Genomic DNA, 23,940 nt, shown 5'->3' on the forward strand with positions numbered 1-23,940 from the left:
CATCAGCCGCTCACCGCAGAACTGAAAACGCCGCCCGAGGGCGGCGTTTTCGTTTCTGAGGTGCCGGCGAGGTGCTTCTACTTGGGCTCCTCGCGCGTGCGCGTGTGGTGCGCGGCCAGGAACGCGCGCAGCGAGGCCGGCTTGACCGGCTTGGTCAGCAGGCGATAGCCGCGCTCGCGCGCCATGCGCTTGAGCTCGTCGCGGCCGTCGGCGGTCAGCAGCGCGCCGGCGATCGGCCGGGGGCTGGCCGCGCGCAGGGCGTCCAGGGCATCCAGGCCTTCCATGCGGTCGTGCAGGTGGTAGTCCACCAGCATGATCGGCGGGCCCTGCTGCACCTTCTCCAGCGCTTCGTCGACCGTGCTGGCGGTGATGACATCCACCTTCCAGCGCGTGAGCAGCATGCGCATGCCGTCCAGGATCTCCTGGTCGTTGTCCACGCACAGTACGCGCAGCCCGGCCAGGGAGTCGGCCTGCGGCGTGGGCCGGTTGCGATGCTGGTACAGGTCGGTGGCCACCTGCACGCGCGGCACGGAGATGGAGAACATGCTGCCCAGGTCCACCGTGCTGCGCGCGTCCAGGCGGTGGCCGAGCAGGCGCGAGATGCGCTGGCAGATCGACAGCCCCAGGCCCAGGCCCTGTTCGCCCCAGTCGAAGGCCTGCTGGTAGCGGTGGAACTCGTCGAAGATCTGCTGCATGTGGTTGGGCGGGATGCCCGGGCCGGTGTCCCACACCTGCAGCTCCACCTCGTTGCCGCGCCCGCGCAGGCCCAGCACGATGCGGCCCTTGCGGGTGTAGCGCAGCGCATTGGCGATGAAGTTCTGCAGCACCCGGCGCAGCAGGCGGCGGTCGCTGCGCACCGGCGCGCTGCGCGCATGCACGCGCAGGTCCAGGCCACGGCCCTTGGCCACCGGCGCGTACTGCGAGGCGATGTCGCGCAGCAGTTCGCCAGCGTCGAAGTCGGTCAGCTGCGCCTCCAGCTTGCCCGCATCCAGGCGCGAGACGTCCAGCAGGCCGTCCAGCAGTTCCTCGGCCGCGCGCAGCGAGGCGTCCACGCGCTCGGCCAGGTGGCGCTGCTCGTCGAAGCTGTCGGTGAAGCGCAGCGCCGAGGTGAACAGCCGCGCGGCGTTGAGCGGCTGCAGCACGTCATGGCTGATCGCGGCCAAAAAGCGGGTCTTGGACTGCTGCGCCATCTCCGCCTCGCGGCTGCGCTCGGTCACGCGCTGCTCCAGGGTCTCGTTGGCCTCGCGCAGGGCCTGCTCGGCGTGCTTGAAGTCGGTCACGTCGTTGTAGCTGGTGACATAGCCGCCGCCGGGCAGGGGCTGGCCGCGCATCTCGATCACCTGGCCGTCGCTGCGCACGCGCTCGAACACATGCGGCGAGCCGGCGCGCATGTACTCGATGCGCTTGTTGACCTGCTCGCCGATATCGTCGCTGCTGTTGCCCAGCTCGCCGCGCTCGGCGTTGTAGCGGTACAGGTCGGCGACCGGGCGGCCGACGTAGAGCATGCCTTCGGGATAGCCGAACATCTGCTGGTAGCGGCGGTTCCAGGCCACCAGGCGCATGTCCGGATCGACCACGCTGACCCCGGAGCTGATGTTCTCCAGCGTGGTGGAGAGGATCTCGCGGTTGAAGCGCAGCTCCTGGCCGGTCTCGTCCAGCACCGCCACCACCTCGCCCAGGTCCATGCCTTGCCCGCGCAGCACGCTGGTCAGCACCAGGCGTGCCGAGGCCGCGCCGATGGCCGCGGCCAGCAGGCGCTCGGTGAACTGCACCCACAGCCGGTCGGCCTGCGCCTCGGGCTTGAGCTCGCGCATCAACTCGGCGGCCTCCTCGGCGAAGGCGCGCTGGGCATGGCGCTCGCCGAGCACGCGCTCGGCCAGCGACATCAGGTCGGCCACGCGCACGTTGCCCGGCCAGTCGCTGGGCGCCAGCGTGCGCCGCTGCGCGTACGGGTCCAGGAACTGGGCGATGCGCAGGCGCTCGTCCACGCCGGGGCGCCAGCGCGCGGAGGTGATCATCATGGTCGCGCCGTTGAGCAGCAGCGACCAGAACACGCCGTGGGTCAGCGGGTCCCAGCCGGTCAGGTTGAACAAGGCCTGCGGGCGCAGCCAGGCGATGTCGAAGGGCCCGGTGACGATCCACTGCGGTCCCAGCCAGCCCGACTGGGACAGGGCGGGCAGCAGCAGGGTGTAGACCCACAGCACGAAGCCCACCAGCAGGCCGCGCTCCACGCCGCGACGGCTGGCCCCGCGCCAGTACAGCCCGCCCAGCATGCCCGGGGCGAACTGCGCCACCGCGCCGAAGGCCACCAGGCCGTAGGCGGCCAGGTTGGAATCGGCGCTGATGTTGTGGTGGTAGCTGTAGGCGCCCAGCGCCAGCAGGCCGATGGTCAGGCGGCGGATCCACAGCACGCGCGGGGCGGCGGCGGCCTTGGCGCCGTCCTCGTCCAGGTCCCGGCGCAGCAGCACCGGCATGACCAGGTCGTTGCTGACCATGGTGGCCAGGGCGATGCTGCCCATGATCACCATGCCGGTGGCGGCCGAGAAGCCGCCGATGTAGGCGGCCAGCGCCAGGGCGGTGTTGCCGTTGGCCAGCGGCAGGGCCAGCACGAAGGTATCGCTGGGCACGGTGCCGTCGCTGCCGAACAGGGCCACGCCGGCCGCGGCGATGGGCACCACCATCAGCGAGATCAGCAGCAGGTAGCCGCCGAACATCCAGCGCGCATGGCGCACATCGCCGACATCGCCGCATTCGACCACCGCCACGTGGAATTGCCGCGGCAGGCAGAAGATCGCCAGGAACGCCAGCAGGGTCTGGGCGATGAAGCCCTGCGGCGGCGCGTTCTCCAGCAGGATGCGCGTGGACTCGGCCAGCGGCAGCTCGTGCTGGCCCAGCCACAGGTAGGCGAACACCGCCACCGCGATCAGCGCGCCCAGCTTGATCAGCGATTCCAGGGCGATGGCCAGCATCATGCCGTGGTGGTGCTCGGTGGCATCGACATGGCGCGTGCCGAACAGGATGGCGAAGGCGGCCATCAGGATCGCCACCAGCAGCGCCGGGTCGCCGAAGAACTCATCGGGCTTGGGCACGTAGCCGGTCAGCACCGCCAGGCTCATGGCCACGGCCTTGTACTGCAGCGCCAGGTAGGGCACCAGGCCGATCAGCGCAGTCAGGGTCACCAGCGCGGCCAGCCGGCGCGAGCGCCCGTAGCGGGCGGACATGAAATCGGCGATGGACACGGTGTTCTGGCTGCGCGCGATCAGCGCCAGGCGCTCGATGATGCGCCAGCCGAACAGCAGCAACAGCAGCGGGCCCAGGTAGATCGGCAGGTAGCCCCAGCCGTGGCGCACCGCGCTGCCCACCGCGCCGTAGAAGGTCCAGGACGAGCAGTACACCGCCAGCGCCAGGCTGTAGATGATCGGGCGCAGCCAGGGGCGGTTGGGATACTGGGGCTTGCGGTCACCCCACCAGGCCACGGTGAACAGGATCGCCGCATAGGCCATCGAGACCAGCAGCAGGGTCCACTTGGAGATCAACGGTCAGACCTGGCAGGGGCTAGGGAGCGGACAGTGTAATGGGGCAGGAACGAGTGGGGAGGAACGAGGAACGAGTTGGGGCAGGCGAGGAGTGAGCGAAGGCGAGGAGTGAGCGCAGAGGAGTGAGGAGTGAGCAGAGCAACAGCCGCTTGCATGAGCGCACCTAGTGGATCGAGCCCACCTGTGGGAGCGGCTTCAGCCGCGAAAGGCTTTCCCCTCAGCAACTTCCGGGGCAGGCCCCTTCGCGGCTGAAGCCGCTCCCACAGGGTCGAAAGCTCATCGCGGGCCTTGCTCACTCCTCACTCCTCCCCACTCACTCCTCGCCTTCGCTCACTCCTCACTCCTCCCCACTCACTCCTCGCCTGCCCCCACTCGTTCCTCGTTCCTCTCCACTCGTTTCTGAATCAAAGCGCCAACAATCTCCCCCGCCTGCACCCGCAGCTCCGGGATGGCCAGGCTCTCCCACAGGCTGCCGATGCGCAGGCTGCCGATGGCGTGGAGGTCCGGCTGCGCCTGGCCCGGGGCGTCGCGCAGGCGGCCGTCCACCTGGCAGTCAAGGCCGATGCCGTGCGCGCCGGGGCTGGCCAGGCCGCAGCCCTGCAGCTGTTCCAGCAGCGGGTTGCGCATGGCCTGCACGCGCAGCTCCACCCCGGTGGCGTTGATCACATGGTCCACGTCCAGCGCGAAGGGATGGCCGTGCGCATCGTGGGCGCTCAGGCGCAGGCAGCGGCCCTGGGCCATGGCCAGCTCCAGCCGCGCCGCGCGCACGCGCAGCTGCCCGCGCGCCCGCAGCGTGTGCAGCAGGTCGTGGACATGCGGGGCGATGCGGTGTCGATGGATGTCCCAGTAGCGCACCACATGGCGCAGGAAGCGGCGCTGGTCAGCTTCGCCGAGCGAGCGCCACAGCGCCTGCACGTGCGGGCGCACTTCGTCCATCACCGCCTGCCAGGGCAGGTCGAGGCGTGCGGCCTGGCGCGCGGCGGCCCGCACGCGGCGCATGCGCGCGCGCAGGCCCTCGCCGAGCAGGGCCTCGGTGTCCAACAGCGTGGACCTGGCGTGCGCCGGATCGTGCGGCAATGGCAGCAGGCCGTGGCGCGAGAGCAGGTGGATCGGGCCGGTGTGCCCCTGCGCATGCAGGCTGAGCACGGTGTCGGCCATGCTCAAGCCGGTGCCGACGATGGCCACCGCGGCCTGCGGCGGGATGCGCGCCAGCGCCGGCAGGTCCCAGGCGTCCACCCGCATCGATGCGGGCAGGGACGCGGCCCCGCGCACCGGCAGCGGGCGCAGGGCATTGCCGCAGGCCAGGACGATGTCTTCGGCCTGCAGCTGGCTGCCGTCTTCCAGGGTCGCGCAGAGCAGGCCTTGCGCCGTGCGCTCGACGCTGCGCGCGCGCAGGCGCCGATGTTCCAGCGTGGCCATGCTGCCCGCCCGCACCTGGGCCAGGCGCTGTTGCAGATAACGGGCGAAGTCGCGGCGCGGCGCGAAGCGATGCGCCAGCTGCGCCTCCCCCTCGTCCTGGCCATCTGCTAGCAGGAAGTCGATGAAATCCCCGGGCCGCTGCGGCCACAAGCTCATGCGCCCGGCCGGCACGTTGAGCACATGCTCGGCGCGGTCGGTGGCATAGGCCACGCCCTGGCCGAGCGTGGCGGCCGGCTCCAGCACCACGATGCGCATGGGCGCGGTGGCGGCCTCCAGCAGGCGCAGCGCGACCAGCGTGCCGGCGGCGCCGCCACCGACGATGGCGACCTGGCAGTGGTCGGGCAAGGGGGACATGGCGGGCATTCTAGAAGCGCCGGGTCACGCGGCAGTTACGCGCTCGCCGCAGGTTTCGGCGAAGGCCTGGACCATGAAGTCGATGAAGGCCCGCACCTTGGGCGCCAGGTGGCTGCGGCTGGCATACACGGCGAAGATCCGCACCGGCGGGATGCGGTAGTCGGGCAGCAGCCGCACCAGGCGGCCTTCGTCCAGCGCCTGCCCGGCGATGAAGTCCGGCTGCAGCACGATGCCCATGCCGGCGATGGCGGCCTCGCGCAGCAGGTCGCCGTTGTTGGCGCGCAGGTGCTCGTGCACCCGCACCGACTCCTCGCCATCGGGCCCGGTCATGCGCCACACGTCGCCGCCGTGGTAGTAGCGATAGCCCAGGCAGCGGTGCTTGGCCAGCTCGGCCAGCGTGGTCGGGGTGCCGGCGCGGGCCAGGTAGTCCGGCGAGGCGCACAGCACCAGCGCCGATTCGGCCAGCAGCCGGGCGATCAGGGTCGGGGCCGGCTCGCGGGTGATGCGGATGGCCACGTCGTAGCCTTCCTCCACCAGGTCGACCATGCGGTCTGACAGGTCCACGTCCACGCTGATCTGCGGATACAGCTCTGCAAAGCGCCCCAGCAGCCCGCCCATGCGGGCGATGCCGAAGCTCACCGGCACGTTGATCCGCAGCTGTCCGGACGGCGCCAGCGCCTGCGCGGTGACCGCCGCCTCGGTGGCGTCCAGCTCGGCCAGCAGCGCCAGGCAGCGCTCCTGGTAGCTGGCCCCGGCGCTGGTCAGGCTGACGCGGCGGGTGGTGCGGTGGAGCAGGCGCGTGCCCAGGCGCTGTTCCAGCCAGGCCACGTGCCGGGTCACGCTGGCGGTGGACATGTCCAGGGCCTCGGCCGCGGCGCTGAAGCTGCTGCGCTCGGCGACGGTGGCGAACACGCGCATGGCCTCGATGGTGTCCATTGTTTCCCTGTACGGAAAGGATCTTGGCTGACAACGCAGTTTATCCACACTCTGCGGAGGAATAGCCTGCAGTCCTGCCATCCCTGGTGCGGCGCTGCGCCGTGCCGCTCGGAGGAACATGAACGCCCTGCCTTCGCTCTTCATTTCCCATGGCTCGCCGATGACGGCGCTGGAGCCCAAGCTGACCGGCCAGCGCCTGGCCGAACTGGCGCGCGCGCTGCCGCGGCCGCGCGCCATCGTGGTCGCCAGCGCGCACTGGCTGTCCCACGCGCCGCTGGTGGGCGCCGCCGCGCAGCCGCAGACCGTGCATGATTTTGGCGGCTTTCCACCCGCGCTCTATGCGCTGCAGTACCCAGCGCCCGGCGCGCCGGAGGTGGCACGCCGCGCGGCGGAGTTGATCGCCCAGGCGGGCCTGCCGGTGCAGCTGGACCCGGGCCGCGGCCTGGACCATGGCGTCTGGGTGCCGCTGCGCATGCTGTATCCGCAGGCGGACATCCCCGTGGTGCCGCTGTCGATCCAGCCGCGCCTGGGCCCTGCCCACCAGCTGGCGCTGGGCCGCGCACTGGCGCCGCTGCGCGAGGAGGGCGTGCTGCTGATCGGCTCGGGGAGCATCACCCACAACCTGCACGACTGGCGCGGCGCCGACCCGGCGGTGGAAGCGCCCTACGTGCGCCCCTTCATCGGCTGGGTGGAGCAGCAACTGCAGCGCGGGGATGTCGATGCGCTGCTGGACTACCGCCGCCAGGCACCGTATGCCGAACAGGCCCATCCCACCGACGAGCACCTGCAGCCCCTGCACTTCGCCCTGGGCGCCGCCTCGGCCGGCGCGTTCACTGCACAGCGGCTGGATGCGGGGATCGAGATGGGGTTTCTGGCGATGGATATCTATCGGTTCGATGGCCCATGCGAGGATTGAGTAGATGAAGCGAGGAGTGAGGAGTGAGTAACAGCGGCACCGCCTCGCTTTGACTCACTCCTCACTCCTCGCCCCACCCACTCACTCCTCGCCTTTACTCACTCCCCACTCCTCGCTTCATCACTCACTCCTAGATGAAGGAATCCGCCAACCGCGCGATTCCCTCGCGGCTCCTGCGCCAGGCCGGGCGGCGGTTCCAGGCGTCCAGGGTGAGGTGTTCGGCATCGGCCAGGTATTGCGCCTCGATCTGGCGCATGCGCGCCACCACGTTGGGGTCGTAGCAGAGCATGCCGATCTCGGCGTTGAGGGCGAAGGAGCGGATGTCCAGGTTCATTGAACCGACCAGGGCCATGCTGTCGTCGATGCTCATGTGCTTGGCGTGCAGGAAGTGCGGGCGGTACAGCGCGATCTTGACCCCGCTGGCCAGCAGCTCGGCGTAATAGGACTCCTGCGCCCAGGCGGTCAGACGCTGGTTGTTGCTCCAGGACAGGATCAGCTGGGTGTCCACGCCCGAGAGCGCGGCGATGCGCAGTGCGCTCAGCGTGCCGTCGTCGGGCACGAAGTACGGCGTGGTCAGCACAAGCTTGCGCTTGGCCAGGTGGATCAGTGCGTTGACCGTGTCGCGCGCGTTGGAGAACGGATAGGCCGGGCCGCTGGGCAGCATCTGCGTGGCGCTGTTGGCCTGGCGCTCGGGCGTGGTGACGATCACCTCCAGCCGCTGTCCCGTTTCCAGGTACCAGTCGCTGGCGAACACCGCCTCCAGGTGCGCCACCGCCGGACCTTCCACGCGCGCGACCAGCTCGCGGTTGGGATAGCCGGGCACGAAGCGCGGCTCGGCCAGGTTCTGCGACCCCACGTAGGCGGCGCGGTTGTCGAACACGGCGATCTTGCGATGGTTGCGCAGGTCCATGCGGCCGCTGCGGCGCCAGCGCAGGCCGCCGGGCAGCAGCTCCTGCACCTGCACGCCGCCGGCGCGCAGCCGCCGTGCATAGGCGCGCAGGCCGCGCTTGGCGCCCACCGCGTCCAGCATCAAGCGGCACTCCACGCCGCGCGCGGCGGCCTGCAGCAGCGCCTGGCAGACCAGATCTCCCACGCGGTCATCGAACATCAGGTAGTACAGCAGGTGCACGCGATCGCGCGCCTGGGCGATGTCCTCGAGCAGCGCGCGCAATGCCTCCTCGTAATCGTCCAGCAGCGTGATCGCATTGCCGTGGGTGGGCATGAAGTCGCCCAGCCGCTCCAGCAGCGGCACCATCTCCTGTTCGGCGCCCTGGCCCTGCGGTTGCCAGCGCAGCGCGGCCAGCGGCTTTTGCTCCTCGCGGATCACCTGCGAGGCGTCGGCCTGGCGGCGGATGCGCTCGCGCGAGAGCCAGGGGTGGCCGAACAGCAGGTACAGCGGCAGTCCCGCCAGCGGTACGAAGCCCACCAGCAACAGCCAGCTGCGCGCCGCGGCCGGGGTGGTGCGCGTGGGGATCCAGCACAGCGCGCCCAGGCGGATGATCCAGTCCAGGATCAGCAACCAGCCGCCGATGGCGGAGGTCTCGGTCATCGCATCCACGGTGATCGGGTCATGGCCCGATTGTGCGATGCGCCGCGGTGAGGTGGAAGCGAAGGCCTACATGCGCGCCAGCGCGCGCAGGCGCACCGCACCCGGCTCCAGCCCGTGCCGGTCCGCCGCCTGCCGGCGGATCGCATCGAGCACCTGGGCCGGTCGCAGCTGGCCGGATGCCTCCACGTGCCAGGTCAGGGTCGCCTGGCCCCACAGCACCGGGCTGCCGCCGTCGTAGATCTCGTAGTCGGCGAAGTAGTGGTAGTCCATGACGATCAGATGCCCACGCGCTGGGCGCCGCCTTCCTCACAGCCCAGGTGCTCCAGCGCCAGCGACAGCGCCAGGGTGTAGCTCTGCGCGCCATAGCCCTGGGCCAGGGCCAGGCGATGGCCGTGCCGGTCGGCCAGGCTGGGCTCCAGCGCGCCGGGGTGGTCGTCGTGGACCTCGATGTAGGTCGTCCCGCAGGCCTGCAAGGTGCGCTGCAGCTGCGGGCTGCCCGAGCAGGCGCCGGGATCGAGCAAGGTCACCTCGGCCCCGTGCCGCTGGCTGATGCGCACGGCGTTGAGCAGTTCGCGCTCGGAGGCGCAGCTGCGGATGGCCACGGTGGTGCCGGCGGCGATGGCGCGCTCGATCAGCGCACGCAGCACCTGCGGTGGCAGTGGTGAACATGGGCGGGCCGGCGTTTCGGGCCCGCGCAGGATGACGATGGACATGAATGTGTTTCCTTGTGCAGGGGATCAAGCGGCCAGGCGCGCGCAGGTGCGCTGAGCGATGGCCAGGGCCATGGCGTAGCGCGCGCGGCGGTCGTCGCGGATGGCCACGACGGCGAGCGCGGCATGTCGCGGCCGCAGCCAGTCCTCCCAGCCCTGGTCGGCGCGGTCGTGCAGCTCGATGTAGGGCGCGCGCAGGGCATCCAGTGCCTGCCGCAGCGCCGGGCCGCAGCAGGCGCACTGGGCCCGGTCCAGCTCGCAGGACTCCAGCAGCACCAGCTCGGCGCGCTGGGCGCGTTCGCTGGCCAGGCAGTGCAGCAGCGCATCGAGGCTGTCGCAGGCGGCCAGCTCCAGGCGCGCATGCGGCTGCGTTGGCAACGCGGGAGGAAGCGCGGGGTCGGCGGCAAGGCCGGGCCCCTGGATGAGCAGGATGGTCATGGAGGGGGACGACAGGCATCAGCGGTGCGGGGCGCACAGCGTCGGCCGCAGGCGCGTAAAGACGCCATGCCGTTCGCGCCGGCTGTGCGTAAAACCTGCGCAAACCCGTTGCTGCGCCGAGGCAGCGCGAGCCGGCGTGACGCGTTCTTTACGCCACAGCCGCCCTGCGGCCATGGCTTCTTTACGCGCGGCTTTCCTATCGTGGTCGGGTGTCGCGGCGGCGCTTGCTGCCGGGCGCATCCACCCTCCCTTCTTCGATCGCGGCCCCCACGCGTGCCTGGTGCACGGTTGGACGTCCGTGTGTTGTGATCTGCATGCCGCCACGGCTGCAGGCATGGAACCGAACCACATGAACCACGCTGTCCTGTCCTGGCCGTCCCCATCGCGCACGCATCGGCGTGCACGCGCCCTGTCGCTGGCCATGGCCTGCGCCCTGGCTGGTGTCTGCGGCCACGCCGCCGCCCAGGCCGATGCGGCCCCGATCTGCACCGACCGCCCGACCAAGGCCAACGCCACCTGCACCGTGCCCGCCGGCACCTGGCAGATCGAAAGCGACCTGGGCAGCTACACCCGCGATACCCAGCCGGGCACGCGCACGGAAACCTTCAACTGGGTCAATCCCACCTTCAAGTACGGCCTCACCCAGGCCATGGACCTGCAGCTCAACTGGTCGCCGCAGCTACGTGTGCGCAGTACCGACCGCAGCACCGGCCAGCGCGAGACCTTGAACGGGGCGGGGGATGTCACGCTGCGGCTGAAGGCGCGCTTCCACGAGGGCGAGCGCGTGAGCGTGGCGGTCATCCCCTTCGTCAAGGCGCCCACCGCCCGCCAGGGCATCGGCAATGACGCATGGGAAGGCGGGATCGCCCTGCCCGTGAGCGTGTCGCTGCCCAACCGCTTCTCCTTGACCTTCGGCCCGGAGCTTGACCTGCTGGCCGACAGCGACGGCAGCGGCCACCACCCGGCGCTGGTCAACCTGGTGAACCTGGCCCATCCGCTGGGCCAGCGCGCGACGCTGGCGGTGGAGCTGTGGTCGTCGATCAACGACGACCCGGCGCGGACCATCGAGCAGGCCTCGGCCGATTTCGCACTGAGCTATCTGGTCAACCCGGCGCTGCAGCTGGATCTGGGCGGCAACTTCGGGCTCAACGACGCCACCCCCGACGCGCAGGTCTACCTGGGCCTCTCGCACCGCTTCTGAGCCACCCCCGCCGCGGCGCGGGGTTCGCCCAGAACGCGCGAATTTACGGCGACTTTATGCCGCGGCGCGTGCGCAGGCGTGGAGATTTTACGGCCCCGCGCGCGAGCCTATGTCCGGCCCGGAACGGGCAGGGCGCCAGAGGCCTTCTTCGTTCCCTGCAGCACCTTTCAATCCAACCTCGTGCGGGCCGCGCGCCCGTGCGCTGGACCCGTGTCGGAGTACGACCATGCCCGAGTGGCTATCCCTGCTGTGCGGTGTGCTGGTGATCGTGGCGGCAGCCTATCTGCTGTACGTGATCCTGCGTCCTGAAGACTTCTGAGTTCGAGCCACGACCATGATGCAAGCTGTTTTGACACTCGGGCTGGCCATTGCGCTGGCCTGGCCGCTGGGGCGCTACCTGGCGCGTGTGATGCGTGGGACGCCGATGCCGGGCGATGGCCTGTTCGGCCTGGTCGAGCGTCCGCTGTATGCGCTGCTCGGGGTGGACCCGGCGCGCGGCATGTCCTGGCGCGGCTATGCCGGCGCCTTCCTGCTGAGCAACCTGCTGCTGGGGCTGGTGGTGTGGGGCGTCTTCATGACCCAGGCCTGGCTGCCGTTCAATCCCGACGCGGTGCCCAACCTGTCCTGGGACCTGGCGCTGCACACGGCGGTGTCGTTCCTGACCAACACCAACCAGCAGCACTATTCCGGCCAGGCGCAGCTGTCCTACCTGTCGCAGGCGGTGGCGATCACCGGCCTGCAGGTCATCACCCCGATGATGGGCCTGGCGTTGGCGGTGGCTACGCTGCGTGGCCTGTTTGGGGGGCGCGCCGTCGCGCGCTCAGGCGATGTCCCATCGACATCGCCTGCGACGGTGAGCGCCTCCCCAGGGATGGCGGGGCTGGGCGATCAGGCGCCGACCCTCTCACGCCAGGGCCGGCCAGAGGAACTGCGCTCGGCGAGCGACGCCGTCGACGTGGGCAACTACTACGTCGATGTCGTGCGTGCCTGCCTGCGCTTCATGCTGCCGCTGGCGCTGCTGTGGACGCTGCTGCTGGGTAGCCAGGGCGTGCCGTCCACCTGGAACGCTGGCCCGGAGGTGACCCCCGTGCAGGCCAGCGACGACCTGCCCACGCAGAAGATCCCGCTGGGGCCGGTGGCGGCGATGGTGGCGGTCAAGCAGCTGGGCACCAACGGCGGCGGCTGGTACGGGCCGAACTCGGCCGTGCCGCTGGAAAACCCCACGCCGCTGTCCAACCTGCTGGAAACCATCGCGTTGGTACTGATCCCGATGGCCGTGGTGTTCATGCTCTCGGCCTTCACCGGGCGCAAGCGCCTGAGCGCGATGGTGTTCGGCACCATGCTGGCGATGTCGGCCGCGTCCACCGCGGCGCTGGTGTGGGCCGAGGGCTACTCGGCCACCGCGCATGACCCGGCGCTGATGGAAGGCAAGGAAGTGCGCTTCGGCGCCGATGCCTCCGCGCTGTGGGCGGCGTTGACCACGCAGACCTCCAACGGCTCGGTCAACGCCATGCACGACTCGCTCAGTCCGCTGGGCGGCGGCATCGCCCTGGTGGACATGCTGGTCAACGCCATCTGGGGCGGCATCGGCTGCGGGCTGTCGCAGTTCATCGTCTACCTGCTGCTGGCGGTGTTCCTGGCCGGGCTGATGACCGGGCGCACGCCGGAGCTGTTCGGCCGCAAGATCGAAACGCCCCAGGTGAAGCTGCTGGCGCTGCTGATCCTGCTGCAGCCCATCGTGCTGCTGGGCATGACCGCGCTGACGCTGGCGCTGCCGGCGGTCACCGGCAACACCAACCCGGGCTTCCACGGCATCACCCAGGTGTTCTACGAGTACGCCTCGGCCTTCGCCAACAACGGCTCGGGCTTCGAGGGCCTGGGCGATGCCACGCCGTGGTGGAACCTGAGCTGCGTGGCCTTGCTGCTGCTGGGCCGCTACCCGGCGTTGATCCTGCCGCTGGTCGTGGCCGCGCAGCTGGCGGCCAAGCGCCGCGCCCCGGAGTCGCCCGGCAGCCTGCAGGTGGAAACGCCGACCTTTGCGCTGACCCTGATCGCCGTGGTGGTGGTGCTCACGGTGCTGCAGTTCATGCCCGTCCTGGTGCTGGGCCCGGTGGCCGAACACCTCACCCTCGCGCTGCACTGAGTGATCCTGCAATGAATTCGACAACCCAACCTTCCCACCGCACCCGCAGCAGCCTGTTCGACGCGCAGGTCGTGCGCGCGGCGCTGCGCGATGCCGTGCTCAAGCTCACCCCGCGCCACCTGGTGCGCAGCCCGGTGATGGCCATCGTCATGGCCGGCACCCTGGTCAGCGCCGCGGTCACGCTGACCGGCAACGCGCCGCTGGGCTTCGGCCTGGCCGTCACCGCGATCCTGCTGGTCACCGTGCTGTTCGGCAATTTCGCCGAGGCCATCGCCGAGGCCCGCGGCCGCGGCCAGGCCGCCTCGCTGCGCAGCGCCCGCCAGGACCTGGTGGCGCGCAAGGTCGATACCGCGCTGGCCGATGCCACCGAAGCCCGCGTGCCGGCCACCGCGCTGCGCGCCGGGGATTACGTGATCGTCTCGGCCGGGGAGTTCATCCCGGCCGATGGCGAGATCGTCCGCGGCCTGGCCACCATCAACGAGGCCGCCGTCACCGGCGAATCGGCGCCGGTGCTGCGCGAGGCCGGCACCGACCGCAGCGGCGTCATCGGCGGCACCAAGGTGCTGACCGACGAGATCGTGTTCAAGGTCACCGCCGAGCCGGGCCACAGCTTCCTGGACCGCATGATCGCCCTGGTGGAAGGCGCCAACCGGCAGAAGACGCCCAACGAGATCGCCCTGACCCTGCTGCTGGTGGCGATGACGCTGACCTTCGTGATCGTGGTGGCCACCCTGCCGGCCATCGGCGCCTTCGTCGGCGTGGCGGTCGACCCGCTGTTGCTGATCGCCCTGCTGGTGTGCCTGATCCCCACCACCATCGGCGGCCTGCTGCCGGCCATCGGCATTGCAGGCATGAACCGTGCGCTGTCAGCCAACGTGCTGGCCAAGTCCGGCAAGGCGGTGGAAGTGGCCGGCGATGTGGACGTGCTGCTGCTGGACAAGACCGGCACCATCACCTACGGCGATCGCCAGGCCACCGCGTTCCATGTGCTGGCCGGGGTGGATGCCGGCATGCTGCGCGAGGCCGCGCTGTTGTCCTCGCTGGCCGATCCCACCCCGGAGGGCAAGTCCATCGTCAAGCTCGCCCGCGAGCAAGGCTGCACCACAGCCGAGCCCGAGCGCGCCGAGTACATGGCCTTCACCGCGCAGACCCGCATGTCCGGCGTGGACACCGGCGGGCGCAGCATCCGCAAGGGTGCGGTGGACGCCATCACCCGCCACGTCACCGAGCAGGGCGGCCACGTGCCGCCGGAACTCAACGGGCGCGTGGAGCAGGTCGCGCGCGGCGGCGCCACGCCGCTGGTGGTCAGCCAAGGCCGCTACGTGCTGGGCGTGATCGAGCTGTCCGACGTGGTCAAGGCCGGGGTCAAGGAGAAGTTCGCCCGCCTGCGCGCGATGGGCATCAAGACGGTGATGATCACCGGCGACAACCCGCTGACCGCCGCGGCCATCGCCGCCGAAGCCGGCGTGGACGACTACATCGCCGAGGCCAGGCCCGAGGACAAGCTGGCGCGCATCCGCAGCGAGCAGGCCGCCGGGCGCCTGGTGGCCATGGTCGGCGACGGCACCAACGATGCGCCCGCCCTGGCCCAGGCCGATGTAGGCCTGGCGATGAACTCCGGCACCCAGGCGGCCAAGGAAGCCGGCAACATGGTCGACCTGGATTCGGATCCGGCCAAGCTGCTGGCCGTGGTGGAAGTGGGCAAGCAGCAGCTGATCACCCGCGGCGCGCTGACCACCTTCTCCCTGGCCAACGACGTGTCCAAGTACTTCGCCATCCTGCCGGCGCTGTTCGCCGCGGCGGTGCCGCAGATGGCGGTGCTGGACGTGATGCAGCTGTCCAGCCCGCGCAATGCGGTGCTGGCCGCGCTGATCTTCAACGCGCTGATCATCCCCGCGCTGATCCCGCTGGCCCTGCGTGGCGTGCGCTTCAGTCCTTCCAGCGCCGCGGCGCTGCTGCGCCGGAACCTGCTGGTCTACGGCGTGGGTGGGCTGCTGCTGCCGTTCGTGGCGATCAAGCTGATCGACCTGCTGCTGGCCGCCGTGGTTGGCGCCTGACCCCCTTTCGAGGACCCTTGCATGCACGCTGTTTCGCTTCCCGACTCCAAAGCCCATTTGCGCCCGGCGCTGGGTCTGCTGCTGCTGACCCTGGCCGGCTGCGGGCTGCTGTATGCGCAGGCGGCCACCCGCCTCACCGGCGCGCTGTTCCCGGCGCAGGCCAACGGCAGCCTGGTGCTGCGCGATGGCAAGCCCGTCGGCTCGCTGCTGGTGGCCCAGCCCTTCAGCGGCGATGGCTGGTTCCAGCCGCGCCCCTCGGCCGCCGGCTACAACCCGATGGCCGCCGCCGGCAGCAACCAGGCGCGCAGCAATCCGGCCCTGCGCGCGCGCATCGATGCGGCCATCGCCGAGGTCGCCCAGCGCGAGGGCGTCGCACCGTCGCAGGTGCCCGTCGACCTGGTCACGCAATCCGGTGGTGGCCTGGACCCGCACCTGACGCCAGCGGCCGCACGCATCCAGATCGCCCGCGTGGCGCGCACGCGCGGGCTCGACGACAGGCAGGTGGAGACACTGGTGCAGGCGGCCACCGAGCCGGCGCTGTGGGGAGTGTTCGGTCAGCCGCGGGTGAACGTGCTCGAGCTCAACCTGGCAGTGGAGGCGCTCGCGCGCAGCGATACGCGCTGATCCAGCCCAGCTTGTTCTCCGCAGAGCAGTTGGCAACCAGAAATTGGCAACCAGAAATTGGCTTTTGATTCCTCGATTTTCGGCTTCAGTTTTCGGTGTTCGGTCTTTGGCTCTTGGTGTTTCGCTTTTGCCGTTGCCGTTGCCGTTGCCGTTGCCGTTGCCGTTGCTTTGGCCTTTGCCTTTCGTCCTTGACCTTTGGAGCCGTAAAGCTCGCCGAGCACCGGAGGAAAAAACGGGCGAAGAGGCGCGCCTGTTTGAGCGAAGCGAGTTGAGCGCCGTCCCGTTTTTTCCGAGGAGCGCAGGGGACCGCCGCGCAGCGGCGGCGAGTGTCCGGCGAAAGCGGTTTTGGTGACTTTTGACAAGACAAAAGTCACTCGCGCTGCAAGCGCGAAAGCCTTTGCTCCTGACTTTGCCGTTGCTCTGCTTTTTGCACTCCAAAGCGCTTGAAGCAAAGGCGGAAGGCCAGAGCAAGGTCAAAGGCTTTCGCGCCGAATGGCGCGACTTACTTTTGTCTTGGCAAAAGTAAGCAAAACCGTCTTCGCCGGACACACGCCGGGCCTGCGGCCCGGTCCCCTGCGCTCCTCGCAGAATTGGGGACGGCGCTCAACTCGCTTCGCTCAAACAGGCGCGCCTCTTCGCCCCAATTCTGCTCCGGTGCTCGGCGTGCTTTACGGCTCGAAGATCAAGGGCGAAAAGCAAAATCTCGAGCAACGGCAACGGCAACGGCAACGGCAACGGCAACGGCAACGGCAACAGCAACAGCAACAGCAACAGCAACAGCAACAGCAACGGCAACGGCAACGGCAACGGCAAACGGCAACCGCAACCGCAACCGCAACCGCAACCGCTACAAGCAACAGCGACAGCAACAGCAACAGCAACAGCGCGGGCGTGATGCCCGCCATCCCACTAACGCGCGACAATCCACGCCCATGAACGATGCCCGCACCCGCCAGGCCGACGCCCTCATCGAAGGACTGCAGCGCGAACACCGCGGCAAGCTCACCGTCTTCCTGGGCGCCGCCCCCGGCGTGGGCAAGACCTACGCCATGCTCACGCGCGCCCGTGACCAGCTCCAGCGCGGCGTGGACGTGGTGGTGGGCATCGTCGAGACCCACGGCCGCAGCGAAACCGCCGCCCTGCTCGAGGGCCTGCCGCGCCAGCCGATGCGCGCGGTGACCTACCAGCACCGACGCCTGCAGGAGCTGGACCTGGATGCGCTGCTGCAGCGCAAGCCGGCACTGGCGCTGGTGGACGAGCTGGCCCATCGCAACGTGCCCGGCAGCCGCCACGAGCGCCGCTGGCAGGACGTGGTGGAGCTGCTGGATGCCGGCATCGACGTCTACACCACCATCAACATCCAGCACCTGGAGAGCCTGAACGACGTGGTGCTGCGCATCACCGGCGTGCGCGTGTCCGAGACCGTCCCCGATGCCGTGTTCGACCGCCTGCACGACATCGTCCTGGTGGACCTGCCGCCGCGCGAGCTGATCGAGCGCCTGCAGCAGGGCAAGGTCTACCTGCCCGAGCAGGCCGCCCAGGCCCTGCAGGCCTTCTTCTCCCCGGCCAACCTCACCGCCCTGCGCGAGCTGGCCATGCAGGAAGCGGCCGAACGCGTGGACAACGCCCTGCGCGAATCCGATGCCGCCCGCGGCCAGGTCGGCGTGCCGCTGCGCCGGCGGGTGCTGGTGGCCATCGATGGCGCCGGCCAGTCCGAGTACATGGTGCGCGTGGCGCGCCGCCTGGCCGAGCGGCGCGGCGCGCCGTGGACGGTGGTAACGGTCCAGCGCCGCGCCTACGGCGAGGCCACCCAGGAAGAGATCGACCGCGCCTTCGCGCTGGCGCGCCGCCTGGGGGGCGAGACCGCCCTGCTGCACGGCCCTGGCATCGCCGACCTGCTGCTGGACTACGCCGGCCAGAACGGCGTGTCCACGCTGGTGCTGGGGCGCACCCGCGAGCGCCCGCTGGCGCGCATGTTCAACCGCACCCTGACCCAGCAGCTGATCCAGCGCGGGGCGCACCTGGAGATCAACATCGTCAGCACCCCGGTGGAACGCGCACGCGCGCGCCGGGCGGCGCTGCAGCACGCCGGCAGCCGCCTGCGCGCCAACGATGCGGCGCTGTCGGTGCTGGCCACCCTGTGCGCGATCGGGCTGTCCTGGCTGACCGAGCGCTGGCTGGGGCTGGACGACCTGTCGATGATCTTCATCGTGGCGGTGCTGATGGTCGCCGCGCGCACGCGCATGGCCGCGGCGATGCTGACCGCCGCGCTGTGCTTCATCGGCTACAACTTCTTCTTCATCGAGCCGCGCTTCACCTTCCACATCACCGCGCGCCAGGGCGTGGTCACGGTCTTCATGTTCCTGGCCGCCGCCCTGGTCGCAGGGCGCCTGGCCTCGCGCCTGCGCATGCAGGTGCTGGCCCTGCGCGCGGCCAACCGCCATGCCAACGCCCTGCAGGAACTCGGGCGCCAGCTGGGCAGCGCCGCCGACCTGGGCCAGGTGCTGGGCGCCGGGCGCAAGGTCATGGCCCATGCGCTGGATGCGCGCGTCTGGATCCGCGCCGGCCAGCAGATCGCTGGCGACGAGGAGACCCTGTCGGCCACCGACCAGGCCGCCGCCGACTGGGCCCAGCGCCACGGGCAGGTCAGCGGCCGCCACACCGACACCCTGGCCGCGGCCGGCTGGTCGTTCCTGCCGATGCTGGGCGAAAAGGGCCCTGTTGGGGTGGTCGGCCTGCGCACGGACGCGGACGGTACCGCGCAGAACTTCGAGCAACGCCGCCTGGCCGAAGCCATGGTCGAGGACATCGCCCAGGCCGTGCAGCGCACCCGGCTGGTGGCCGACCTGGAGCAGGCGCGCATGTCCGGCGAGACCGAGCGCCTGCGCTCGGCGCTGCTGTCCTCGGTCTCGCACGACCTGCGCTCGCCGCTGGCGGCGATGATCGGCTCGGCCAGCAGCCTGACCGGCTATGCCGAGTCGATGCCGGCCGAGGATCGCCGCGCGCTGCTGGACACCATCCTGACCGAAGGCGAGCGGCTGGACCGCTACATTCAGAACCTGCTGGACATGACCCGGCTCGGCCATGAAGGCCTGAGCCTCAACCGCGACTGGATCGGCGCCGACGAGCTGATCGGCTCGGCCGCCCGCCGCCTACAGCGCTACCAGCCCGAGGCCAAACTGCGGATCGACATCGCGCCGCACCTGCCCGCGCTGTGGGTGCATCCGGCGCTGGTGGAGCAGGCGGTGTTCAACGTGATGGAGAACGCGGTGAAGTTTTCGCCACCGCAGGCGCCGGTGGAGGTGGAGGTCCGCCAGGTCGAGGGCGGCCTGCGCATCGACGTGTGCGATGCCGGGCCGGGCATTCCCGAGGCCGAGCGCGCGCGCATCTTCGACATGTTCTACAGCGTCGAGCGCGGCGACCGCGGCCGTCACGGCACCGGCCTGGGATTGACCATCTGCCAGGGCATGATCGGCGCGCACGGCGGCAGCGTGGAGGCGCTGCCCGGTCGCGACGGCCGCGGTACCCTGATCCGCATGACCCTGCCGCTGCTCAACCCCATGCCCGAAGACGAGGTGGACGATGGCCAGTGAGCGGGTCGGTTCGGTGCCCCCGGCGCGCATCCTGGTCATCGACGACGAGGTGCAGATCCGCCGCATCCTGGACATCAGCCTGCGCGCGGAGGGCTACGAGGTGCAGCAGGCCGCCACCGGCCAGGAAGGACTGCGCAGCCTGCGCAACCCGGGCGCGGACCTGGTCATCCTGGACCTGGGCCTGCCGGACATGGAAGGCCACCAGGTGCTGGCCGAGCTGCGGCGCTGGAGCCAGGCGCCGGTGATCATGCTCAGCGTGCGCGCTGGCGAGTCGGAGAAGGTCGCCGCCCTGGACGCAGGCGCCAATGACTACGTCACCAAGCCCTTCGGCACCCAGGAACTGATGGCGCGCGTGCGTCGGCTGCTGCGCCAGCAGGTCAGCAGCGGCGAGGCGGCCATGCCGATGTTCGACGATGGCCATCTGCACGTGGACCTGGTCAAGCGCGAGGTGCGCCTGGACGGCGCGCCGGTGGCGCTGACACGCAAGGAGTACGCCCTGCTCGGGCTGCTGCTGCGCAACGCCGGCCGCGTCATCACCCAGCCGCAGATCCTGCAGGAGGTCTGGGGCCCCACGCATACCGCCGACACGCACTATCTGCGCATCCTGGTCGGCAAGCTGCGCCACAAGCTGGGCGACTCGGCACTGTCGCCGCGCTACATCGTCACCGAACCCGGCGTGGGCCTGCGCTTCATCGCCTGAGGATTCGCGAGAGGCACCGCGAAGCAACTTGAGCCCAGGCTGCGCCGCAGTTGGATTTGGATTTCTTCCATCGAAGCCTTCCAACCTCAAGTGTGCAGCAGCGGTCCGGCGGGCGGTGGCCGCGGCAAGCGAGGCAGGAGCCGAGCGCGCGAGTCAGGGCAGGATGCCCTGACCGAGGGAAAAGCGGCTACCGCCCGGCGGGCCGCTGCCCCTCCGAAGTCGCGCTGTGCAAACCAGCCGAGCGCCTCGACGCAGGCCAGGATCCTCTAACAGACCAAGCGCGGCTGCAGCCCGACGGACCGCTGCCCTTCCCAAGCCAAGGAAGGTAGCCCGCTGCCCTTCCGGGAAAGAGCCACAAAAAAGCCCACCTTGCGGCGGGCTCTCGCGGAAGCATCGATCCCGCCAGGGCGGGCGTGCGCCGATGATGGGGCGACCGCAGCGCGGCCGCCTCATCGGATCACTTGATCTTGCCTTCCTTGTACATCACGTGCTTGCGCACGACCGGGTCGTACTTGCTCATTTCCATCTTGCCCGGGGTGTTCTTCTTGTTCTTGTCGGTCGTGTAGAAGTGACCGGTGCCTGCCGAAGAAATCAGGCGGATCTTGTCGCGCTTGCCTGCCATGATTGATCTCCTTTAGATCTTTTCGCCGCGCGCACGCAGCTCAGCCAGAACGGAGTCGATGCCGTTCTTGTCGATGGTGCGCAGGGAGTGCGCGGAAACCTTCAGCTTGACCCAGCGGTTCTCGCTGGCGACCCAGAAGCGGCGCTCGTGCAGGTTGGGCAGGAAACGACGGCGGGTCTTGTTGTTGGCGTGGGAGACGTTGTTACCCGTCTGCACACGCTTGCCGGACACTTGGCATACGCGGGACATCTGTGCACCTCGATGTGATTTTGATCGCCCATAGCCTGGGAGATGGCGGCCCCGCCACGCGAACGCGGCACACGAACGGGAGTGGATCCACTGTCGTGGGACGGCCTGGATCGATGCTTCCGGGCCATCTGCGGGCCGACCCGATCGCAAGGATGCAGGCCAGCCGGACACAGTGAGCCGCGCATGATGCACGGATTTCCTTTCCTATGCAAGCACTTAGGCCGGCGGCGGTACTGTCCGGCATCCGGCGGTGATCACGTTGGCAGGGTGCCACTGAACCCTGCGCTGTCCGCGGGGCGGCATCCGCTATGAACACGACCAAGCCGTGGAGATCTTCGACGCCCGTGGGCCATGCCAGGTGGGCGCGGTGAACGCGCTGCCGGACCAGGCGCACCAGGAGCGCCTGGCGGCCCTGTTCGACCAGGCCCAGCTGATGGATGAGGCCGGGCGTGAGGCGCTGCTGGCGCAGGCGGCGCGGGAGGGCGCCGGGTTGGGCCAGGCGCTGGACCAGCTGCTGGCCGCGCAGTCGCTGTCCGAGGTGTTGGACGATGCGCTGCAGGTGCATACCCCTGGCGCCGAGGCGCCGCAGGCCGGCGTCGATGCCCGCCTGGGCACGCAGGTCGGGGCCTGGACCCTGGCCGAGCGCCTGCCGGCCGCGTTCGGCTGCCGCTATCGCGCGATCCGGGCGCAGGACCAGCAGCCGGTCGTGCTGCGTTGCCTGCCGCCGCTGCCGCAGACACCGATGCAGGTGGCGCGCTTCCTGCGCGAACGGCGCATCGCTGCCACCCTGGTGCACCCGGGCCTGCCGCAATTGGTCGACCAGGGCCTGGACGCCGGCGGCCGCCCCTGGTTCGCCCTGGCCCATGCCGAAGGAGAACCGCTGCTGGCCTGGAGCGAGCGCCAGTCGCTGGCCGTGCCCCAGCTGCTGGCGCCGCTGCTGCAGGCCTGCGAGGCGGTGGCCCATGCCCATGGCCATGCCGTGGTGCACGGGCAGCTGGGTCCGGCGCAGGTGGTGGTCGATGCCGACGGCGCGGTGCGCGTGCTGGGGTTCGGTGAGGGCGGTGCGGCGCCGGGCGCGGGTGCCCCGCGCACCACCGACGATGCGCGCGCGCTGGCAAGCCTGATGCGGACCCTGCTGCGTCGCGCCGCGACCCAGGTCGTGCCGGGCCGCCTGGCCGCGGTGGTGGCCGCGGCCGAGGAGGGGGCGTACTCCAGCGTGGAGCGACTGGCCCTGGACCTGCGCGCGGCCATGGCCGAGGCATCGCCGCACGAGCCGCCGCAGGCGCTTTCCGGTCGGCCTGCGTTGCCAGCGCTGGTCGAACCCGTCCCTGCGCCTGCGTCCGCGTCCGCGTCCACGGCCGCACCCAGGCGCCGGGTCCGCTGGCGCAACGTGGCGCTTGCCGCCTCGCTTATCGCCATGGCCGGCACGATCGGCCTGCTGGTGCTGCAGGCGCGCGCACTGCAAGCGCAGGCGGCGCTCGCCCAGGTCCGCGCCGCGCAGGCCTTGCAGGCCCGCGACCAGGCCGTGGCCCTGGCGCGGCGTTCGGCAGCCGAGGTGGAGCGGGTGGCCGCGGCACAGGGCTTCGACCAGCGCGTGTTCGCTGCCGCAGGCAAGGAGCTGGGCCTGAGGGCGGCGCTGGAGGAGACGCGCGCATCGCTGGAGGGCGCGCCGCCGGCCGATGGCCTGCAGCATGTCCGCGCGCTGCTGTCGGCCGCATCGGCCTATGGCGCACTGGGGGACAGCGATGCGGCCATCGCCAGCCTGCAGGCGGCGATGGCGCAGCAGGCGCGCGGGCGCGGCGCGGCCACGCAGGAGCGGGCCCAGGTCCGCGCCGGCCTGGCCGAGCACACGCTGACCCGCGATCCACGACAGGCCCTGGCCTGGGCCAACGAGGCCGTGGCGCTGCTGCGTGCCGACCCCGGCGCGGCCCCGCAGGTGCTGGCCTGGGCCTACGGCGTGCTGGCGCGTGCCCAGGCCAACCTGGAAGACCTCAACGGCGCCGTCGCCAGCACGCGCCTGCAGCGCCAGAGCCTGCTGGAGGCCGGCGCGCTGCCCAATGCCGCGGCGGTGGTGCAGTCGCATGTGGACGAGTCGCGCCTGCTGGCGCGGCTGGGGCGGATCGAGCAGGCGCTGGCGGCGCAGGAGCAGGCCATCTCCCTGCGCGGGCGCGACAGCGGCCTGGGGGCGGTCGATACCCTGCTGGAGCGCAACGACTACGCCGAGCTGCTGCTGCGCGCCGGCCGCTGGCAGCAGGCCCTGGCCCAGTTCCAGGTCGCGCACACCGGCCTGGCCGCGCTACGCGGCTTGCAGGACCAGGCGACCCGGCAGGCGGCCTTGGGGCTGGCGCGCGCTCAGGCGGCGCTGGCGGGGGAGCGAGGAGTGAGCGGGGAAGAGTGAGGAGTGAGGGGAGGACGGCGAGGAGTGAGGAGTGAGGAAAGCGCGTGGGCTGTGCGCGAGTCGCAGCGGTCGGGTTGGAGCGTTACTTCGTCTGCCTGTGGTGGGTGGCGGAGAGCGCTGACGCTCTAATACAGAAACGAGTGGAGAGGAACGAGGAACGAGTGGAAGCCTGGCGAGGCGCGAGAGAAGGCGTGCGATGCGCCTGTGGCTTCGTGTAAGGGCGGCTCCACGTGTCCTGGTGGCCGTAGCCGCGAAGGACTTTCCCCTTCGCGGGGGTCTAAGTCCAAGCCTGCGCTTACGGTGGGGTAGCTCGGAACGTGAGGAGACACAGCGGCGCCTTGCGGCCCCACTCACTCCTCACTCCTCTTCGCTCACTCCTCGCTTCAACGCCAGGTGGGATGGCTCGAAACGTGAGGTGAGGGATGGCGGCGCCTTACGGTCCCACTTACTCCTCACTCCTCACTCCTCTTCGCTCACTCCTGGCTTCAACGCTCC

20 protein-coding genes are annotated in these 23,940 nt (G+C 70.3%); 10 read left to right on the forward strand and 10 right to left on the reverse strand.

Going from position 1 to position 23,940, the window contains the following annotated elements; translation table 11 throughout:
• Positions 1–77: 77 nt before the first annotated feature.
• The 3 genes from EPA99_RS07125 to EPA99_RS07135 all read right to left on the reverse strand — a co-directional run bounded on the left by EPA99_RS07125 (position 78) and on the right by EPA99_RS07135 (position 6,245).
• Positions 78–3,536 carry a PAS domain-containing hybrid sensor histidine kinase/response regulator gene (locus EPA99_RS07125; RefSeq protein ID WP_129470520.1) on the reverse strand — a complete coding sequence of 1,153 codons (3,459 nt, stop codon included), beginning with the start codon at positions 3,534–3,536 and terminating at the stop codon, positions 78–80.
• A 351-nt stretch (positions 3,537–3,887) separates the two neighbouring features.
• Positions 3,888–5,309, reverse strand: coding sequence for an FAD/NAD(P)-binding protein (locus tag EPA99_RS07130; RefSeq protein WP_129470521.1), 1,422 nt, complete (start codon positions 5,307–5,309; stop codon positions 3,888–3,890).
• 24 nt (positions 5,310–5,333) lie between these two features.
• Positions 5,334–6,245: a LysR family transcriptional regulator gene (locus EPA99_RS07135; RefSeq protein ID WP_129470522.1), complete on the reverse strand. Its 912-nt coding sequence runs from the start codon at positions 6,243–6,245 to the stop codon at positions 5,334–5,336.
• Positions 6,246–6,363: 118 nt separating this feature from the next.
• Between EPA99_RS07135 and EPA99_RS07140 the strand changes: the two genes are divergently transcribed.
• Entirely contained in the window at positions 6,364–7,161 is a 798-nt protein-coding gene (locus EPA99_RS07140; RefSeq protein WP_129470523.1) for a DODA-type extradiol aromatic ring-opening family dioxygenase, read from the forward strand.
• A 130-nt stretch (positions 7,162–7,291) separates the two neighbouring features.
• Here the strand turns inward: EPA99_RS07140 and cls are convergent, their stop codons facing one another.
• The 4 genes from cls to EPA99_RS07160 form a co-directional block, all read right to left on the reverse strand.
• Positions 7,292–8,710 (reverse strand): cardiolipin synthase, encoded by a 1,419-nt coding sequence (cls, locus tag EPA99_RS07145; protein WP_129470524.1) that lies wholly within the window; start codon positions 8,708–8,710, stop codon positions 7,292–7,294.
• 66 nt (positions 8,711–8,776) lie between these two features.
• A complete protein-coding gene (locus tag EPA99_RS07150; RefSeq protein WP_129470525.1) occupies positions 8,777–8,980 on the reverse strand; it encodes a hypothetical protein in 204 nt (67 codons plus the stop codon).
• Between the two features lie 5 nt (positions 8,981–8,985).
• A complete protein-coding gene (locus tag EPA99_RS07155) occupies positions 8,986–9,423 on the reverse strand; it encodes a 3-dehydroquinate dehydratase (protein WP_129470526.1) in 438 nt (145 codons plus the stop codon).
• Positions 9,424–9,447: 24 nt separating this feature from the next.
• Complete coding sequence (locus tag EPA99_RS07160; protein WP_129470527.1) at positions 9,448–9,858, reverse strand: hypothetical protein; 411 nt, start codon at positions 9,856–9,858, stop codon at positions 9,448–9,450.
• Positions 9,859–10,279: 421 nt separating this feature from the next.
• Here EPA99_RS07160 and EPA99_RS07165 point away from each other — a divergent pair, with 421 nt between their 5' ends.
• The 5 genes from EPA99_RS07165 to kdpC all read left to right on the forward strand — a co-directional run bounded on the left by EPA99_RS07165 (position 10,280) and on the right by kdpC (position 15,883).
• Entirely contained in the window at positions 10,280–11,059 is a 780-nt protein-coding gene (locus EPA99_RS07165; RefSeq protein ID WP_425479186.1) for a transporter, read from the forward strand.
• Positions 11,060–11,285: 226 nt separating this feature from the next.
• On the forward strand, positions 11,286–11,378 hold the full coding sequence (locus EPA99_RS07170; protein ID WP_129470529.1) for a potassium-transporting ATPase subunit F: 93 nt from the start codon (positions 11,286–11,288) through the stop codon (positions 11,376–11,378).
• A gap of 15 nt (positions 11,379–11,393) precedes the next feature.
• Positions 11,394–13,202: a potassium-transporting ATPase subunit KdpA gene (gene kdpA / locus EPA99_RS07175; RefSeq protein ID WP_129470530.1), complete on the forward strand. Its 1,809-nt coding sequence runs from the start codon at positions 11,394–11,396 to the stop codon at positions 13,200–13,202.
• Positions 13,203–13,213: 11 nt separating this feature from the next.
• Positions 13,214–15,259 carry a potassium-transporting ATPase subunit KdpB gene (gene kdpB / locus EPA99_RS07180; protein ID WP_129470531.1) on the forward strand — a complete coding sequence of 682 codons (2,046 nt, stop codon included), beginning with the start codon at positions 13,214–13,216 and terminating at the stop codon, positions 15,257–15,259.
• Between the two features lie 21 nt (positions 15,260–15,280).
• Complete coding sequence (gene kdpC / locus EPA99_RS07185) at positions 15,281–15,883, forward strand: potassium-transporting ATPase subunit KdpC (protein ID WP_129470532.1); 603 nt, start codon at positions 15,281–15,283, stop codon at positions 15,881–15,883.
• Here kdpC and EPA99_RS18675 read toward each other — a convergent pair.
• Complete coding sequence (locus EPA99_RS18675) at positions 15,814–16,245, reverse strand: hypothetical protein (protein ID WP_164978595.1); 432 nt, start codon at positions 16,243–16,245, stop codon at positions 15,814–15,816. The two genes, kdpC and EPA99_RS18675, sit on opposite strands and share 70 nt — an antisense overlap.
• Before the next feature lie 130 nt (positions 16,246–16,375).
• On the opposite strand from EPA99_RS18675, the gene EPA99_RS18680 reads away from it, so the two are divergent.
• Genes EPA99_RS18680 through EPA99_RS07200 form a run of 3 tightly spaced genes read left to right on the forward strand, consistent with a single transcriptional unit; the run spans position 16,376 to position 20,176 of the window.
• Positions 16,376–16,819: a hypothetical protein gene (locus tag EPA99_RS18680; protein ID WP_164978588.1), complete on the forward strand. Its 444-nt coding sequence runs from the start codon at positions 16,376–16,378 to the stop codon at positions 16,817–16,819.
• Positions 16,816–19,476 carry a sensor histidine kinase gene (locus EPA99_RS07195; protein WP_129470533.1) on the forward strand — a complete coding sequence of 887 codons (2,661 nt, stop codon included), beginning with the start codon at positions 16,816–16,818 and terminating at the stop codon, positions 19,474–19,476. The genes EPA99_RS18680 and EPA99_RS07195 overlap by 4 nt, the downstream gene beginning before the upstream one ends.
• Complete coding sequence (locus tag EPA99_RS07200) at positions 19,466–20,176, forward strand: response regulator (RefSeq protein ID WP_129470534.1); 711 nt, start codon at positions 19,466–19,468, stop codon at positions 20,174–20,176. The genes EPA99_RS07195 and EPA99_RS07200 overlap by 11 nt, the downstream gene beginning before the upstream one ends.
• A gap of 457 nt (positions 20,177–20,633) precedes the next feature.
• Here EPA99_RS07200 and rpmG read toward each other — a convergent pair whose 3' ends face one another.
• Together rpmG and rpmB are read right to left on the reverse strand one after the other, a co-directional pair.
• Positions 20,634–20,801: a 50S ribosomal protein L33 gene (rpmG, locus tag EPA99_RS07205; protein ID WP_206733724.1), complete on the reverse strand. Its 168-nt coding sequence runs from the start codon at positions 20,799–20,801 to the stop codon at positions 20,634–20,636.
• A gap of 9 nt (positions 20,802–20,810) precedes the next feature.
• Positions 20,811–21,047, reverse strand: a complete 237-nt coding sequence (gene rpmB / locus EPA99_RS07210) for a 50S ribosomal protein L28 (RefSeq protein WP_129470536.1) — start codon at positions 21,045–21,047, stop codon at positions 20,811–20,813.
• Positions 21,048–21,414: 367 nt separating this feature from the next.
• Here rpmB and EPA99_RS07215 point away from each other — a divergent pair, with 367 nt between their 5' ends.
• The gene (locus tag EPA99_RS07215; RefSeq protein ID WP_164978596.1) at positions 21,415–23,445 is read left to right on the forward strand and encodes a protein kinase family protein; all 2,031 of its coding nucleotides are present in this window, start codon (positions 21,415–21,417) and stop codon (positions 23,443–23,445) included.
• Positions 23,446–23,940: the final 495 nt, after the last annotated feature.

The sequence above is a fragment of the Pseudoxanthomonas composti genome (assembly GCF_004122095.1).
Classification (GTDB): Bacteria; Pseudomonadota; Gammaproteobacteria; order Xanthomonadales; family Xanthomonadaceae; genus Pseudoxanthomonas_A; species Pseudoxanthomonas_A composti.